Below are 14,578 nucleotides of genomic sequence, written 5' to 3' on the forward strand. Positions count from 1 at the left end.
GGACTACCTGATCGTGGAGTCTACCTATGGCGACCGCCATCATGATCCGGTGGCGCCCGCCGACGCCCTGCTCAAGGTCATTGAGCGCACGACGGCGCGCGGCGGAACAGTCATCATTCCCGCGTTCGCGGTCGGCCGGGCCCAGGAACTGCTCTACCTGCTCTCGAAGCTGAAGCGGGAGGGCGCGCTGCCGCTGACGCCGATCTATCTCGACAGCCCCATGGCCACGGATGCGACGGACCTCCTGTGTCGCCACGGCGCCGACCACAAGCTGCCCGAGGACATCTGCCGCGCGTCGTGCGAGGTCGCGACCTACACGCGCGACGTCGACGCGTCCAAAGCCCTCAGCCACAACAGCATGCCGAAGGTGATCATCTCGGCCAGCGGAATGGCGACCGGTGGGCGCGTCCTGCACCATCTCAAGGCCTACGGGCCCGATCCCCGGAACACCGTGCTGTTCTCCGGCTATCAGGCCGCCGGCACCCGCGGACAGGCGCTGCTTGGCGGCGCGCGAGAGGTCAAGATCCATGGCCAGTGGATTCCCATCCGGGCCGAGGTGGCGAACCTGCCCATGCTGTCCGCCCACGCCGATGTGGACGAGATCATGCGCTGGCTGTCCGGCTTCCAACGTCCGCCAACCCGGACGTTTATCGTTCACGGCGAAGACCAAGGTCCCATTGGCCTGAAGGCGCGTATCGAAGCCGATCTCGGATGGTCCTGCACGATCTCGGCCCAGGACGAAACCTACGGTCTGTCGTGAGGATCGAGGCGAAGCCTACTGCGTCCACGCCCACTCTCCGGGCGCGCCGCCTGGGCCTGTTTACCCAGCACGACGCCGTCGTCCTCATGCGCTCGGACTGCCACGTCTGCCGTTCCGAGGGCCTGGGCCCCCGCTCGCAGGTCTTGCTCGCCGCGAACGGGCGCGAGGTGCTGGCCACACTTTACCAAGTGGCAGACGGTATTCTTGGAGTCGGCGAGGCGGGCCTGTCGGAGGTCGCCTGGGAGCGGCTGGGCGTCACCGAGGGGGCCCACCTGGCCGTACGCCATCCACCGCCGCTCGATTCCATGTCCGCGGTCCGACGCCGCATTTACGGGCAGCGGCTGGACCTTCCGGCCATGCGCTCGATCGTCAACGATATCGCCGCGGTCCGTTACACCGACGTCCACCTGTCCGCCTTTCTCACCGCCTGTTCGGCGTTGCCGCTGAATCTCGAGGAGACCGTCGGCTTGACGCGGGGGATGGTCGAGGCGGGTGAGCGGCTCACGTGGGATGCGCCGATCGTCATCGACAAGCACTCCGTGGGCGGGCTGCCCGGCAATCGCACCACACCCATCGTCGTGGCGATCGTCGCTTCGCATGGTCTTGTGATGCCGAAGACGTCGTCGCGCGCCATCACCAGCCCCGCGGGAACCGCCGACACCATGGAGACCTTGGCGCCTGTCGACCTGGACGTCGCCGCCATGCGACGCGTCGTGGAACAGGAAGGCGCCTGCCTCGTCTGGGGCGGCTCGGTCCGCCTCAGTCCAGCCGACGATATCCTGATCCGGGTCGAGCGGGTCCTGGACATCGACACCCAAGGCCAGCTCATCGCCTCGGTCCTGTCGAAGAAGATCGCAGCCGGGTCGACGCACATCGTCATCGACATTCCCGTTGGAGCCACAGCCAAGGTGCGGACCGATGACGCGGCCACGGAGCTCGCCGACCAACTGACCGAAGTCGGGCGCGTCTTCGGCGTGACGCTGCGCTGTGTGATCACCGACGGCGCGCAACCGGTCGGACGCGGCATCGGCCCGGCTCTGGAAGCCCAGGATGTCCTGGCGGTGCTGCAGAGCATGCCCGGCGCGCCCAAGGACCTGCAGCGTCGCGCATGCCTGCTTGCGGGCGCGGCTCTTGAGCTGGCTGGGCGATGCGCGGCCGGCGCCGGGGTGGCGCTCGCCGAGGCGACGCTGGCCGACGGACGCGCGTGGGCGAAATTCCAGCGGATTTGCCACGCCCAGGGTGGCTTGCGGACGCCCCCCACAGCCGCATTGACCCAGTCCGTCCTGGCATCACACGCCGGCCGTGTGATCGGGATCAACAATCGAACCCTCGCACGCCTGGCCAAGCTGGCCGGCGCGCCCGACGCCAAGGCCGCGGGGCTGATGCTGCATGTGCGCCTGGGCGACGAGGTCGCGGAGGGCCAAGCGCTCCTGACGGTGCACGCGGAAGCCCCGGGCGAGCTCGCCTATGCCCTCGACTTCGCCGAGGCGAACCCGGACATCATCCGGCTGGAGGCCTGAGATGCGGCTGATCCTGGCCCTGCCCGGCAACGAAGTCTTCGCCGCAAAGCTCGCGCTGGAATCAGGCGCTGAGCTTGGCGGACTTGAGACGCGCCAGTTCCCGGACGGCGAGCACTATGTCCGCCTGCTGAGCGATCCGGCCGGACGCCGGGTCGACATCGTCTGCAGCCTGGTGCGCGTCGACAGCGTGATTCTGACGCTGCTGTTCGTCGCCGCAGCGGTCCGGGAACAGGGGGCGACGCAGGTAACCTTGGTCGCGCCCTATCTCGGCTACATGCGCCAGGACACGCAGTTCAGGGATGGCGAGGCAGTGACCTCGCAGACGTTCGCGCGTTTGCTGTCCGCCGCCTTCGACCGGTTGGTGACGGTGGATCCGCACCTCCATCGCTACGCTGCGCTCAACGACATCTACGGCATTCCCTGCGTCACCCTCCATGCGGCGGCGCTGCTCGGGGCCTGGATCCGCGCCGAGGCGCCGAACGCCCTGGTGATCGGACCGGACAGCGAGAGTGAGCAGTGGGCCGCGGAGGTGGGCGCGGCGGCCGGCTCTCCGGTGGTCGTGCTGCAAAAGGAGCGCCTTGGCGATCGAGATGTCCGCATCACCTTTCCCGACTTGAGCGGTTTCAGCGGACGCCAGCCGGTGCTCATCGACGACATCGCGTCCTCCGGTCGCACCCTGACGGCGGCGGCCCGCGAGCTCATCGCTCTGGGCTTCGCGCGTCCGATCTGCGCCGTCGTTCACGCTGTGTTTGGCGGCGACGCCTTCGCGCAGGTCGAACGCGCTTCTCAGCGCGTCGTCTCCACCGACGCCGTCCCGCACCCGACCAACGCCATCTCTCTGGCCCAGCTCGTTGCCGCTGCGCTCCGCAGTGAGGTCGCCGATGTCTGACATGGAGTTGGTGTTCCGGGTTGTCGTTGCAGCTGTCGTGGGATTCCTGATCGGCCTTGAGCGATCCCGTCGCATCCGCTTTGTCGGCGCTCGGACCTTCGCCTTGATCGCGACTGCCGGCGCCATGGCTGGCGTCGTCGCCATGCGGCTCCATAGCGAAGACGCGCGCGTCATCAGCACCATCTTGCAAGGCGTGCTGATGGGGGTCGGCTTCGTCGGCGCCGGCGTGATCATGCACCCGGCCTGCGGCCGTTCGATCCACGGTGTCACGACGGCGGCGGCGGTCTGGGTCTCCGCCCTTGCGGGCTTCGCTGCAGGCCTCGGAGAGTGGCTGTTGATGGCCGTCGGCGCAGGGCTCACCTTCGTTGTGCTGATGGCGCCGGAACCGTTCGCTGCAAAAGCTTCGACAGATGACCGCGAGCGCGACGACGCCCCGCGCTGCTGAGCTTGTTCTGCGCGAGGTCAATGCGGCGCCGCTCGCGCGGTGAGGCGTAAGGTCGATTGGAGTTGCCATGCTCAAAGTCACGGCGATCGCCACACCCTCCGCACACGACGACGGCGGCGCCCTGCCGTATCACCGGGACGCCGTCCCGTGGGCGCCCGCGCCGACACGAGCGGTGTTCGAAGGACTGGACGGACGACCAGCAAACCCCCGACTCGGCATCCGAGATCGGATTGTCGCGCGGCGCGGGATAGAAATCGTCTGGGCAGGCGAGACGCTCAGCGAGCCTGATCGACCGAGCTGCAGCGAGGCCTAAGTCACGCCCGCGATGGGTGCGGGAGCTTGGTCTTGCGGGCGTGATCGGTCATCAGGCGGGCTCCGCGGATGGTTGGTGCAGCGAGCTCACTTCGCTAATGGCCGAGCGGAGCGCCGCCCTGCTCGGAAATCTCTTCCTGGGCTTCCTGGCTACGGGCTCCGCTGCCGGCGCTTCGGCAGATCTCGTCCTCCTCGAGCACCGGACGGTCGGGCAGGGACCCCGCAGTATGTTCCCCGCGAAGCCGTCGCTCCGGTTACGCCCCCGATCTTGCCGGCGCTGGTTGGGACGCGGGGCGCCGGCCCCGCACTCGCGCGCACGGCCCCGGTCAATGCACGGCGGTCGCAGCTCTTGACGACCAGTGGATATGTACGATGCGCCAAGTCCCCGCGACGCGCCGCAGGATCATGGTCTCCGTGGTGAGGCGGTCGACGTCACGCCCTTTGAACTTACCCTTGGTACGCCCTTCGCTGGCCACCCACGCCATGTCGCCAGCCGTCCCGCCGTTGCGGCGCACGAGGTCCTGGCCGACAGCCTTGGCGAACGCGGCGTCGCCCGGCAGGTGCGCTTTGACGTACTCGGCCTTGGATCGCTCTACACCGCCGGCCTCGTAGATAATCGCGGCGTCCGTCAGGAGGCTCGCAGCTGCGGTGGTGTCGCCGCTGGCGAGGGCGGCGTGGAAGTCATCGATCACCTTGGCCGCTTCCGGAGACGCCGCTGGGGCGCTGCTCGCCGGCGTCCGCTCGGCCTCGGCCTGTGGATGGGCGCTTGCGCCTGCGGCCGTAAGCAGCGTTGCGGCGAGGATTACCGCGCGGAGCGCGAGGCTGATCTTCATGACTTCTTCCGAATTGAGCGGCGCGGCCGCAGCGAGTTCGCCGACGCTACCCTGCAAGCTCCCGGACGTCGCGCCCACGACTTCAGGAATAGCGCGCCCGCGTCCGGGCGGGCGCCTTGGCCGGCTGCGTCGGCTCCTTGCCTGCGGTGAGGTCGGCGAGGATCGGGCAGTCCGGGCGGTCGTCGCCCGCGCAGCAGTGAGACAGGTGGCGCAGCGTGCCGGCCATGGCCTGCATCTCCACGATCCGGGCCTCTAGGTCCGCGATGTGGCGGTCGGCAATGTCCTTGACCACGCGGCTCGGCCGCTCCCTGTCGCGCCAGAGCGAGAGAAGCTGGGTGATCTCCTCCATCGAGAAGCCGAGGCTGCGGGCCCGCTTGATGAACCGCAGCTCGTTGATCTCGCGCTGGTCGTATTCCCGGTAGTTGGAGTCGGTGCGGCTGGCCGGACGCACAAGTCCGATCTCGTCATAGTAGCGGATCATCTTTGTGGAGATGCCCGAGGCGTTAGAAGCTTGTCCGATGTTCATGGCGGGCTCCTAGACGAGGACGGCGTGCAGGTACTGAGACCGTGCGGGCGCGGGGACGGCTGCAGGACGGAAGCCGCGCAGCCGAAGGGCGTTCGCAAGGACGCTGACGCTGGAGAGCGCCATGGCGCCCGCCGCGATCATAGGCGACAGCTGCAGCCCGAAGAGCGGGAACAGGGCGCCTGCCGCCACCGGGATCAGCAGCACGTTGTAGCCGAAGGCCCAGACTAGGTTCTGGCGAATGTTCGTCAGCACCGCGCGGCTGAGGCCGATGGCGGTGGAGACGCCGAGCAGGTCGCCGCTCATCAGGACGACGTCGGCGCTCTCGATGGCGATGTCGCTGCCCGTGCCGATGGCGATGCCGACATCGGCCTGCGCCAGGGCGGGGGCGTCGTTCACCCCGTCGCCGACGAAGGCGACCATGCCGTAGCGAGCCTGGAGTTCCTTCAGGGCAGCCACCTTCCCATCGGGGAGGACCTCGGCGATCACCTCGTCGAGGCCCAGTTGGCGGGCCACGGCCGCGCCGGTGCGGCGGTTGTCGCCGGTGATCATCACCACCTTCAGGCCGCGCGCGTGGAGAGCGGCCAGCGCCTCCGGTGTCGTGTCCTTCACCGGGTCGGAGACCGCGATGATTGCGGCGAGCTTGCCGTCGATAGCGGCGTAGAGCGGCGTCTTCGCCTCATCGGCAAGACGGTCAGCCGTATGGCCGAAGGCTGAGACGTCGATGCCCAGGCGCGCCATCAGGCGGTCCGCGCCCACATAGACGCCGCGGCCGTCCACCGTCGCCTGCGCGCCGTAGCCAGGGATAGCCTCGAATCCGGTGAGATCGCCCAGGGGCAGCTGCCGAGCTTCGGCGGCCGTGACGATCGCTTGCGCTATAGGGTGCTCGGATCGGTGCTCGACTGCGGCCACCAGCGCCAGCACTTCGGACTCGTCGAAGCCAGCTACCACCTGCAGATCGGTCAGCTCCGGGCGACCGCGCGTGAGGGTGCCCGTCTTGTCGAGGGCGACGGCTTTGACGTCCCTGAGCGCCTGCAGGGCTTCGCCCCGGCGGAACAGGACTCCAAGTTCGGCAGCCTTGCCTGTGCCGACCATGATCGAGGTGGGCGTGGCGAGGCCCATGGCGCAGGGGCAGGCGATGATCAGCACAGCCACGGCGTTGACCAGGGCAAAGCCGAGCGCCGGTTGTGGACCGAAGACCAACCAGGCGACAAAGGTGGCGACGGCGATCCCGATCACCGCGGGCACGAACCAGCCCGTCACCTTGTCGACCAGCGCCTGGATCGGCAGCTTCGCGCCCTGGGCGGCCTCCACCATCCGGACGATCTGGGCCAGCATTGTTTCGCCGCCCACCTTGGTGGCGCGGAAGCGCAAAGCGCCGGTCTTGTTGACCGTGCCGCCCACGACGGTCGCGCCAACGATCTTCTCGGCCGGGATCGGCTCGCCGGTGATCATGGATTCGTCCACGAAGGAGGAGCCCTCGACCACCTCGCCATCGACCGGCAGGCGCTCGCCGGGGCGCACATCGACGATATCGCCTGGGCGGACTTCACCTACGGGCACCTCGATGGCCGCGCCGTCGCGGACAACGCGCGCGCTCTTGGCTTGCAGGGTCATGAGCCGTTTGATGGCCTCGCTCGTGCGGCCCTTAGCCTTGGCCTCGAACCAGCGGCCGACCAGGATGAGGGTGACGATGACGGCGGCGGCCTCGTAGTAGACGTTGGCCGTGCCCGCCGGCAGCAGACCGGGGGCGAATGTCGCGACGGCGGAATAGGCGAAGGCGGCCGTGGCGCCCAGGACGACCAGCGAGTTCATGTCCGGCGTGAGCCGCAGGAGGTTTGGAACACCCTTGCGGTAGAATCGCAGCCCCGGGCCGAACAACACGAAGGCGGCCAGCATGAAACTGATGATCTGCCACGGCTGCTCGCCGAGAGTGGAGGCGATCCAGTGGTGCGCGCCGGGGATGAAGTGGCGCGCCATCTCCAAGACAAACAGTGGGGCGGTGGCTAGCGCCGAGACCTGCACCGCGTGTTTCAGGGCGAGAACTTCGGCCTCGCGTGCGGCCGACTCCCGATCATCCACTTCAGCGGAGCGCTCGTCAGCCGGCTTGGCCCCGTAGCCTGCGGCCTCGACGGCGGCGACCAGATCCCGTGTGTCGGCGCCTTCCAGCACGCGGACGCTCGCCCGCTCGGTTGCGAGATTGACGCTCGCGCGGAGCACGCCAGGCGCCGCAGCCAGGGCGCGCTCCACGCGTCCCACGCAGCTGGCGCAGGTCATGCCCTCGAGCTTCAGGTCGAGTTCGCGCGTCATGGGCTCATAGCCCGCCTTGCGGATCGCCTCGACCACGGCTTGCGTGTCGCCCTCGGGCGTCAGGTCCACGTGGGCGCGCTCGGCCGCAAGATTGACGGTGGCGTTCGCGACGCCCGGAACGGCCGAGATGGCCTTCTCGACGCGCCCCACGCAGCTGGCGCAGGTCATGCCGAGGATGGGGATCTCGATGGGGGTTAGAGTCGTTGCTGCGGGCATCTGCCAGGCTCCTGAAATCTTATGCCCGCCCCAGGTGGACCTTCCCATGATGGGAGGGTCAAGGCCTCGCTTTCCCAATCGTGATCTCTGGACCTTTCCAGGCAGAACTGAGCGCCCGCAACGCCCCGGATCACCGGTCGTTGGCTGATTGAGGATCCTGTGCGATCGAAAGTGGTCTTTGGAGCCGTCTGCGACCATTCGGGTGCAGACCCACAGCTTGCCTTGCGCCATGGCCGTGAGGCCAATGCGCCGCGTTGCCGACCTGAGATTGCGCGAGGTCAATGCGGCGCACGCGAGGGGAGTCAGACTGACCGTCGATCGCAGGTTGCCATGTCCGACGTCACACCTACCGAGCCATTGGCCGCCAGTTTCGCTGGAGACCTCGCTTGTTTCCCGCACCACCGCGACGCGACCGCTCTAGTGCCGGCTCCGGCGCGTTGGGTGTTCGAGCGGCTGGACGATCAAACCCGCTTGGCCGAGCACATGGGCCGTCCCTCGGCGATGATGGGCGGCGGACGCATGACCTATGAGTTCGACGGGTTGCGCGGACAGGCCGTGGGATCTCACATCCGAATGGGCGGTGAGGCGTTCGGCCTGCGGCTGTTCGTGGACGAGGTGGTCACCGTTCGCGATCCGTCGCGCCGTAAGGTCTGGCGTACGACGGGCGAGCCCACGCTCATCATCATGGGCGCCTACGAAATGGGCTTCGAAATCGCGGAGGAGGGGACGAACTCGCGCCTGCGCGTCTGGATCGACTACGCGCTTCCGGCCGGGGGCTGGGCCAGGCGCGTCCCGGGGCTCGCCGCCCTATACGCGCGCTGGTGCGTGCGCAGGATGGTGTCCGATGCCGTCCACCATTTTACGGCGGCCGGCGCGCGGGCGGCTTAGTGGGAGGGAACGCAATGGCGATCGAACGGCCGGCGACTCTGCTGGGTGTGAGGTGGACATCCGTGCTCTGCGCTGCGGCTTGGATGGGGCTCGCGAGCTGTTCCGACGAACCCAGTCGCACGCCATCCGCCAAGGTGGCGCCATCTGCCGCCTCGGACGAAATGGGCGAGCCGCACGACCAGTCCTCCTTTGCGAAGGACCCGTCCCAAACCCACCTCATGTCGCCGGACGAGCCCGACCTGCATCCGCAGCCTGAAGCCGACCGGCCTGAGGCCCGCTAGAGTTTCACACTCCTCAAACGCAGGGCGTTGCTGACGACGCTGACGCTGGACAGCGCCATGGCCGCTGCCGCGATGGCGGGTGAGAGCAGCCAGCCAAACACCGGATACAACACACCGGCCGCCAACGGCACGCCCGCGGCGTTGTAGACGAAGGCGAAGAACAGGTTCTGGCGGATGTTGCGCATGACGGCCCGTGAAAGCCGCCGCGCCTTGACGATCCCTTGAAGGTCGCCCTGCAGCAGGGTCACGCCGGCGCTTTCGATGGCCACGTCGGACCCGGCCCCCATGGCGATCCCGACTTCGGCCGCCGCCAGGGCCGGGGCATCGTTCACCCCATCCCCCGCCATGGCCACCTTGCGGCCCTCGGCCCGGAACTTCTCCACCACGGCGGCCTTGTCCTGCGGCAGGACTTCCGCCTCGACCTCGTCGATGCCGAGTTTGCGTGCCACCGCGAGCGCCGTGGTGCGGTTGTCGCCGGTCATCATGACAATCCGGACGCCTTCCGCCTTCAGGAGGCGCACGGCTTCGGGCGTCGTAGCCTTAATGGGGTCGGCGATCGCGAACACTGCCGCCGCCTGACCGTCTACCGCCATGAAGATTGCCGTCGCACCGTCGCCGCGGAGCGACTCGGCTTGTGCGTCGAGGCGGTTGGTCTCCACCCCCTGTTCCTTCAGGAATTTTCCGGACCCGAGCAAGAGACGGCGCCCATCGATGGATCCGAGAACACCCTTGCCCACCGGCGAGTCGAAATCGCTGGGTTCCGACAGAGGAAGTTCGCGCTCCTTGGCGGCGCGGACGATGGCGTCCGCGAGGGGATGCTCGCTGCCCCGCTCGAGGCTGGCGGCCAGGCGAAGCACCTCGTTCTCCTCCCAACCCGCGGCCGCCACGATCGAGGTCACCGCCGGCCGTCCCTCCGTCAGGGTCCCGGTCTTGTCGACTACCAGGGTGTCTATCTTCTCGAAGCGCTCCAGGGCCTCGGCATTCTTGATCAGCACCCCGGCTCCGGCGCCGCGCCCCACGCCGACCATGATCGAAATGGGCGTGGCCAAGCCCAACGCGCAGGGGCAGGCGATGATCAGGACCGACACCGCCGCGACCAGCCCGAACGCGAACCTCGGCTCTGGTCCGAAGATGGCCCAGCCGATGAAGGCCAGGACGGCGACCAGGATCACGACCGGAACGAACCAGCCTGAAACCTGATCGGCCATCCGCTGGATCGGGGCGCGCGAGCCCTGCGCCTGAGCGACCATGTGAACGATCTGCGACAGCAGGGTGTCGGCGCCGACCTTCTCGGCTCGCATGACGAAGGAACCGGTCTTGTTGATCGAGCCGCCGACGACCTTGTCGCCGGTCTCCTTGGTGACCGGCATGGACTCGCCGGTGACCATCGACTCATCGATCGAGACGCGGCCGTCCACCACGACGCCATCGACCGGCACCTTCTCGCCCGGCCGAACGCGGAGCTGGTCGCTCACCAGGATCTGATCGAGCGTGACTTCTTCGTCAGTCCCGTCGGCCCGGACCCGCCGCGCAGTCTTGGGCGCGAGGTCCAGCAGCGCCTTGATCGCGCCCGAGGTCTGCTCCCGCGCGCGCAATTCCAGCACCTGCCCCAGAAGCACCAGGACCGTGATCACGGCAGCGGCTTCGAAATAGATGGCGACGCTGCCGTCGGCGCGCCGGAACGCCGGCGGGAAGATGTGCGGCGCGAGGGTGGCCACGATGCTGTAGGCCCACGCCACGCCGATCCCCATGGCGATAAGGGTGAACATGTTGAGGTTGCGGGTCCGCAGGGACGCCGCGCCCCGTTCGAAGAACGGCCAGCCGGCCCACAGCACCACCGGCGTCGCCAGAGCGAGCTGAACCCAGTTCGACGTAGTCGGTGAAATCCAGCGGTGCAGGTCGAGGAGATGCCCGCCCATCTCCAGCGCCAGGACCGGCAGGGCGAGGACGAGGCCGACCCAGAAGCGTCGGCTCATGTCGACGAGCTCCGGGTTCGGGCCACTGTCTGCCGTGGCCGTCTCCGGCTCCAGCGCCATCCCGCAGATCGGACAGTTCCCCGGACCCTCCTGGCGGATCTGAGGATGCATCGGGCAGGTGTAGATCGCGCCGGGCTCGACCGGAGCTGCCGCCGCTGGATCCTCTGCGAGGTATTTCGCGGGTTCGGCGACGAACTTCGTGCGGCATCCCGCCGAGCAGAAGTGAAACTTGGCGCCCTCGTGCACCGCGTGGTGGGCGGTGGTGGCCGGATCGACCGTCATCCCGCAGACAGGATCCTTGACCGCTACACTGTTCGCGGGATCGAGACCGGCTTGCGGATGATGATGGTGTACGTGGTCTTGAGCGTTCATGGACGGCTCCTGTCGCTCACATACATATACCCCTATGGGGCATTGTTCAAATGGCTCGATGCGATATAGTACGCCTCAAGTCGGTGGAGGCCTTGATGGAACGCACGGACAAGCCGCGCCTGATCAATCGGCTCAACCGAGTCGAAGGCCAGGTGCGCGGTATCTCTCGGATGGTGGAGCAGGATCGATACTGCCTCGACATCCTGACCCAGCTTCATGCCGTCCGCGCCGCGCTCCGCCGGGTGGAGAGCGAACTGCTGAAGGAGCATCTCCAACACTGCGTGGCCGGTGCGATGGTGAGCGGTGATGAGGCGGAGCGCGAGCAGAAGACCGCCGACCTGGTCGACTTGATCGACAAGCTCCGCAGTTAGCCGACGATCATGATCACTAACCCTATGGCCGGCGCCAGTGATCCTCACGCAGGGGGGCCACTGTTCAGCGCGGCGATGCCGTGCCTAGCGACAAGTCGCTCACCGGCTGCAGCGTATATGTCGCGTCCTGCACAGCATGAGTTTGGTATTTCTCGCGCTGGGCGTTCCAGGAGCGGACAACGTCGAGGGCAGACGAATGTCCCACATTTCTGGCGAAGCCGTTGAAGACGGGCATTTGGCGCCATAAGACCCACGCGATCCTGAGGAACTGCGTGGCACCTGTGATGTGGATCACGTCCCACGCGGGTAGCGCGCCACGACCTTGCAGGACACGCGCGACCTCAAAACCAATGACCCTGCCCACGGCTCCGGCCTCGTAAAACCGCCGGATCGAAGGCGCAGAAAACTCGTATTGATCCCGATAGTAGGCCTGCCGCGCGCCGGGCTTTGAGACCGCATACTCGATCCAGTGCCAGAGGCGCGACTCCTGTTGAAGGCCGCCTTTGCGAGGATAGTACATTTGCATACCGGGCTGTGGGCGCAGGATTTCGGCCCGCAGAAAGCCGAGGGGCGAAGCTTCCTCCGCTATCCCCAACGACATCGAGATCGCGTCCCAGACCTCGTCCGGATCTGCTTCGGGCGTCACGACCAGGACCCAATAGTCCGTCCACGATATTCCTTCGGTTCCGCCCTGCATTTTCAAAGATCGATGCCGGAACGGCAGCAAGGCCGAGAGCCGCCCGGCGTCGCGGAGCGCGATCAACTGGGGCAACAGCGTTCGTGCGACCATGGCTCGAAATGAGGGCCGGTCGCGGTTGGGAACATGGAATGTTAGTCCGATCGCCCAGCGACCCTCATGCGGCTGGTCGTGAGTTTCAGTACTTTCATCAATCAAAGCGGTGCGATCCCAGTGTGCATGGCGCTCACGTGAGCGAATGTCCTTGGGCTTGTATTTCGACAATGCCAACCGCGCCCGCGCCCGCGGCGCCGGTTGATTGACCAAGATCAAGGCTGGGACTGAGGGGGCGGCTAGGGATTGTGCGTATTCCAATCGAGGACACGGCCAGCCGGTGTCCGCCAACTCACCAAAGGACACTCCCATGCGCACCCTGTTCGTCGCCATCGCCACCCTTGGCCTCGCCGCCGCCGGCCAGAGCTATGCTCAGCCGGAGCACGCCGGCCACGCGGCCGCTGCTGAAGCTACGGTCTCGGTCAAGGACCCGGCCAATCCCTCTCATGAGGAATGCAAGCGCGTGATGGGTCACAAGATGGAGGGCCGCGTCATGCACGACCACGCCTCCATGAAGGGCACGCCGGGCGTCATGAAGATGAAGCCGCTTAGCAAGGCGGAGATGGACAAGATGCACGGCAAGTGCGCTGCCAAAATGGCTGAAGCCAAGAAGTAGCGCGCTGATCCCCCACCGGTCGCACGCTCCGCCGTGCGGCCGGATGGGTCCGACGCAGTTTGAGCGGTTTGCCTAGAGCCAACACAGGACACGAGCCATGACCCTACTGTCACTCTGCCGGCGCCCAGCCCTGACGGGAGCCGCAGTCGCGGTCGTCGTCCTTGGTCTGGCGGCCTGCCAGCAGAAGACGGACGCGCCGGCCCCCGTCGCTGCCGCGCCGGTCGCGGCCACAGACCCGGCGGCGACGTCCACGGCCTCCGCGGGAGAAAGCGAGCATCGCGCCGATGGGCCGCAAACGGCGGAAGAGGCGCGAGCTCAGGGACATCGCGAAGGCATGGAGATGGAGCGCGATGCGCACGAACGCGGCATGGAAATGGGAGCCAAGGCGCATGCCGACGGCATGAAGGCCAACGGCGCAGACCCCATGCCGATGAAGAAGGCCGATCCGCCCATGAAGATGGACGGTCATATGTAGGCCGGCGGGCGGGGGTTCCCCTGGCCAAGCCAGACGCCGCCCGCTGCCGCAACCGCCCAGGAGGGCTGCTGATGATCAAGCTCGACAAAACGGTCACCGGTCTCGCCGTGTGCGCGGCGCTCGCGCTGCTGGCGGCGTGTCAGAAGACGGACGCCGGAGCCACTCCGAAGGCCGCGGCCGACGTTTCGCAGACCGCCCCCGCCGCTCCATCGGCCCCCGCCAATGCGACCGAGGGCGAGTCCGAACAGGGGCCCGGCGCCGGCGCCGACGACCGCGCCCATGGTCCCCGTGCGGGGATGGAGATGGGGCGGGAAGCTCGGGAGCGCGGGATGGGCATGGCTCCGAAGGCAGCCCCTCCTGCCGAAAAGCCCGCTCCGTAGCCCGGATTCATGCGTGGGGTCGAGGAGCACGCTTTGGCCCATCTGGGTCGGAGAAGACCGCCTCAGGTGCTCTACGTGACAAGGTCGTGCGGGGCCGTCGCCTCGGCATCGAACCGGTTCGAGACCTTAGCGGTGCACAGCGCCTAGCCCTGGAGCCGGCACGAGGTGAGCCGAAACTGGGCGTTGCGCTCGGCGCGATCTTATCAGGGCAGTGCTACCGCTCGACGGACAACCTGGGAGCGGCGTTGATCGGATGGAGATCTTCTTGCTCCGAGGCGCAGGACACCTAGACCGCTGCCACCACCTGTAGCGGCTGGAACCTGCGTGGCCGGTGCGTACCTTGCGCGTCTCGCTGCCGACGCGCGGTGGTCGCCAGCAGGCGGGGCAGGCTGAGGCTGAGCAGGGCAGCCAATCCTGTCACCGCGGTCATCAGCAGGAATGGCAAGCCGGGAAGCGGCGGGAAGTCGAACAACAGGCCCCCGGCGGCTGAACCCGCCGCGACACCCAGGCTGGCCGCGGCTGTCTGTTTGCCGAGTTCCGCGCCTTGCGCCTGGCTGGCCTTCGTCGAAATCCAGTAGGTCAGGATCGGCGAAAGGATGCCGGCGCTGGCCGCACCGCACC

General features: G+C 67.5%; 16 protein-coding genes. 10 read left to right on the forward strand and 6 right to left on the reverse strand.

Annotated features, from left to right (window positions below):
- Positions 1-49: 49 nt before the first annotated feature.
- The 4 genes from QZV94_RS15715 to QZV94_RS15730 are packed head-to-tail and all read left to right on the forward strand — an operon-like array spanning position 50 to position 3,614.
- Positions 50-760: an MBL fold metallo-hydrolase RNA specificity domain-containing protein gene (locus tag QZV94_RS15715; RefSeq protein ID WP_293678846.1), complete on the forward strand. Its 711-nt coding sequence runs from the start codon at positions 50-52 to the stop codon at positions 758-760.
- Positions 757-2,280 carry a thymidine phosphorylase family protein gene (locus tag QZV94_RS15720; protein ID WP_293678847.1) on the forward strand — a complete coding sequence of 508 codons (1,524 nt, stop codon included), beginning with the start codon at positions 757-759 and terminating at the stop codon, positions 2,278-2,280. The genes QZV94_RS15715 and QZV94_RS15720 overlap by 4 nt, the downstream gene beginning before the upstream one ends.
- Position 2,281: 1 nt before the next feature.
- Positions 2,282-3,169: a ribose-phosphate pyrophosphokinase gene (locus QZV94_RS15725; protein ID WP_293678848.1), complete on the forward strand. Its 888-nt coding sequence runs from the start codon at positions 2,282-2,284 to the stop codon at positions 3,167-3,169.
- Positions 3,162-3,614 carry an MgtC/SapB family protein gene (locus QZV94_RS15730; protein WP_293678849.1) on the forward strand — a complete coding sequence of 151 codons (453 nt, stop codon included), beginning with the start codon at positions 3,162-3,164 and terminating at the stop codon, positions 3,612-3,614. Before QZV94_RS15725 ends, QZV94_RS15730 begins: the two co-directional genes overlap by 8 nt.
- Before the next feature lie 638 nt (positions 3,615-4,252).
- Here QZV94_RS15730 and QZV94_RS15735 read toward each other — a convergent pair.
- The 3 genes from QZV94_RS15735 to QZV94_RS15745 form a co-directional block, all read right to left on the reverse strand.
- On the reverse strand, positions 4,253-4,759 hold the full coding sequence (locus QZV94_RS15735) for a nuclear transport factor 2 family protein (protein ID WP_293678850.1): 507 nt from the start codon (positions 4,757-4,759) through the stop codon (positions 4,253-4,255).
- Positions 4,760-4,841: 82 nt separating this feature from the next.
- Positions 4,842-5,285, reverse strand: coding sequence for a Cu(I)-responsive transcriptional regulator (gene cueR, locus QZV94_RS15740; RefSeq protein ID WP_293678851.1), 444 nt, complete (start codon positions 5,283-5,285; stop codon positions 4,842-4,844).
- 9 nt (positions 5,286-5,294) lie between these two features.
- A complete protein-coding gene (locus QZV94_RS15745) occupies positions 5,295-7,808 on the reverse strand; it encodes a heavy metal translocating P-type ATPase (protein WP_293678852.1) in 2,514 nt (837 codons plus the stop codon).
- 330 nt (positions 7,809-8,138) lie between these two features.
- Between QZV94_RS15745 and QZV94_RS15750 the strand changes: the two genes are divergently transcribed.
- Together QZV94_RS15750 and QZV94_RS15755 are read left to right on the forward strand one after the other, a co-directional pair.
- Positions 8,139-8,696 (forward strand): SRPBCC family protein, encoded by a 558-nt coding sequence (locus tag QZV94_RS15750; RefSeq protein ID WP_293678853.1) that lies wholly within the window; start codon positions 8,139-8,141, stop codon positions 8,694-8,696.
- A gap of 134 nt (positions 8,697-8,830) precedes the next feature.
- Complete coding sequence (locus QZV94_RS15755; RefSeq protein WP_293678854.1) at positions 8,831-8,977, forward strand: hypothetical protein; 147 nt, start codon at positions 8,831-8,833, stop codon at positions 8,975-8,977.
- Here QZV94_RS15755 and QZV94_RS15760 read toward each other — a convergent pair.
- The gene (locus tag QZV94_RS15760) at positions 8,974-11,325 is read right to left on the reverse strand and encodes a heavy metal translocating P-type ATPase (protein WP_293678855.1); all 2,352 of its coding nucleotides are present in this window, start codon (positions 11,323-11,325) and stop codon (positions 8,974-8,976) included. The two genes, QZV94_RS15755 and QZV94_RS15760, sit on opposite strands and share 4 nt — an antisense overlap.
- Positions 11,326-11,420: 95 nt before the next feature.
- On the opposite strand from QZV94_RS15760, the gene QZV94_RS15765 reads away from it, so the two are divergent.
- Positions 11,421-11,696: a metal-sensitive transcriptional regulator gene (locus QZV94_RS15765; RefSeq protein WP_293678856.1), complete on the forward strand. Its 276-nt coding sequence runs from the start codon at positions 11,421-11,423 to the stop codon at positions 11,694-11,696.
- Positions 11,697-11,760: 64 nt separating this feature from the next.
- On the opposite strand, the gene QZV94_RS15770 is transcribed toward QZV94_RS15765, so the two are convergent.
- Complete coding sequence (locus QZV94_RS15770; RefSeq protein ID WP_293678857.1) at positions 11,761-12,705, reverse strand: hypothetical protein; 945 nt, start codon at positions 12,703-12,705, stop codon at positions 11,761-11,763.
- Between the two features lie 91 nt (positions 12,706-12,796).
- On the opposite strand from QZV94_RS15770, the gene QZV94_RS15775 reads away from it, so the two are divergent.
- The 3 genes from QZV94_RS15775 (at position 12,797) to QZV94_RS15785 (ending at position 13,957) form a co-directional block, all read left to right on the forward strand.
- Complete coding sequence (locus QZV94_RS15775) at positions 12,797-13,102, forward strand: hypothetical protein (protein WP_293678858.1); 306 nt, start codon at positions 12,797-12,799, stop codon at positions 13,100-13,102.
- A 334-nt stretch (positions 13,103-13,436) separates the two neighbouring features.
- A complete protein-coding gene (locus tag QZV94_RS15780; protein WP_293678859.1) occupies positions 13,437-13,577 on the forward strand; it encodes a hypothetical protein in 141 nt (46 codons plus the stop codon).
- Between the two features lie 71 nt (positions 13,578-13,648).
- Positions 13,649-13,957: a hypothetical protein gene (locus QZV94_RS15785; RefSeq protein ID WP_293678860.1), complete on the forward strand. Its 309-nt coding sequence runs from the start codon at positions 13,649-13,651 to the stop codon at positions 13,955-13,957.
- Positions 13,958-14,243: 286 nt separating this feature from the next.
- Here QZV94_RS15785 and QZV94_RS15790 read toward each other — a convergent pair.
- Positions 14,244-14,578, reverse strand: a 335-nt coding sequence (locus QZV94_RS15790) for a hypothetical protein (protein ID WP_293678861.1), incomplete at its 5' end; no start/stop codon positions are given.

Source organism: uncultured Phenylobacterium sp. (assembly GCF_902826855.1).
GTDB lineage: Bacteria > Pseudomonadota > Alphaproteobacteria > Caulobacterales > Caulobacteraceae > Phenylobacterium.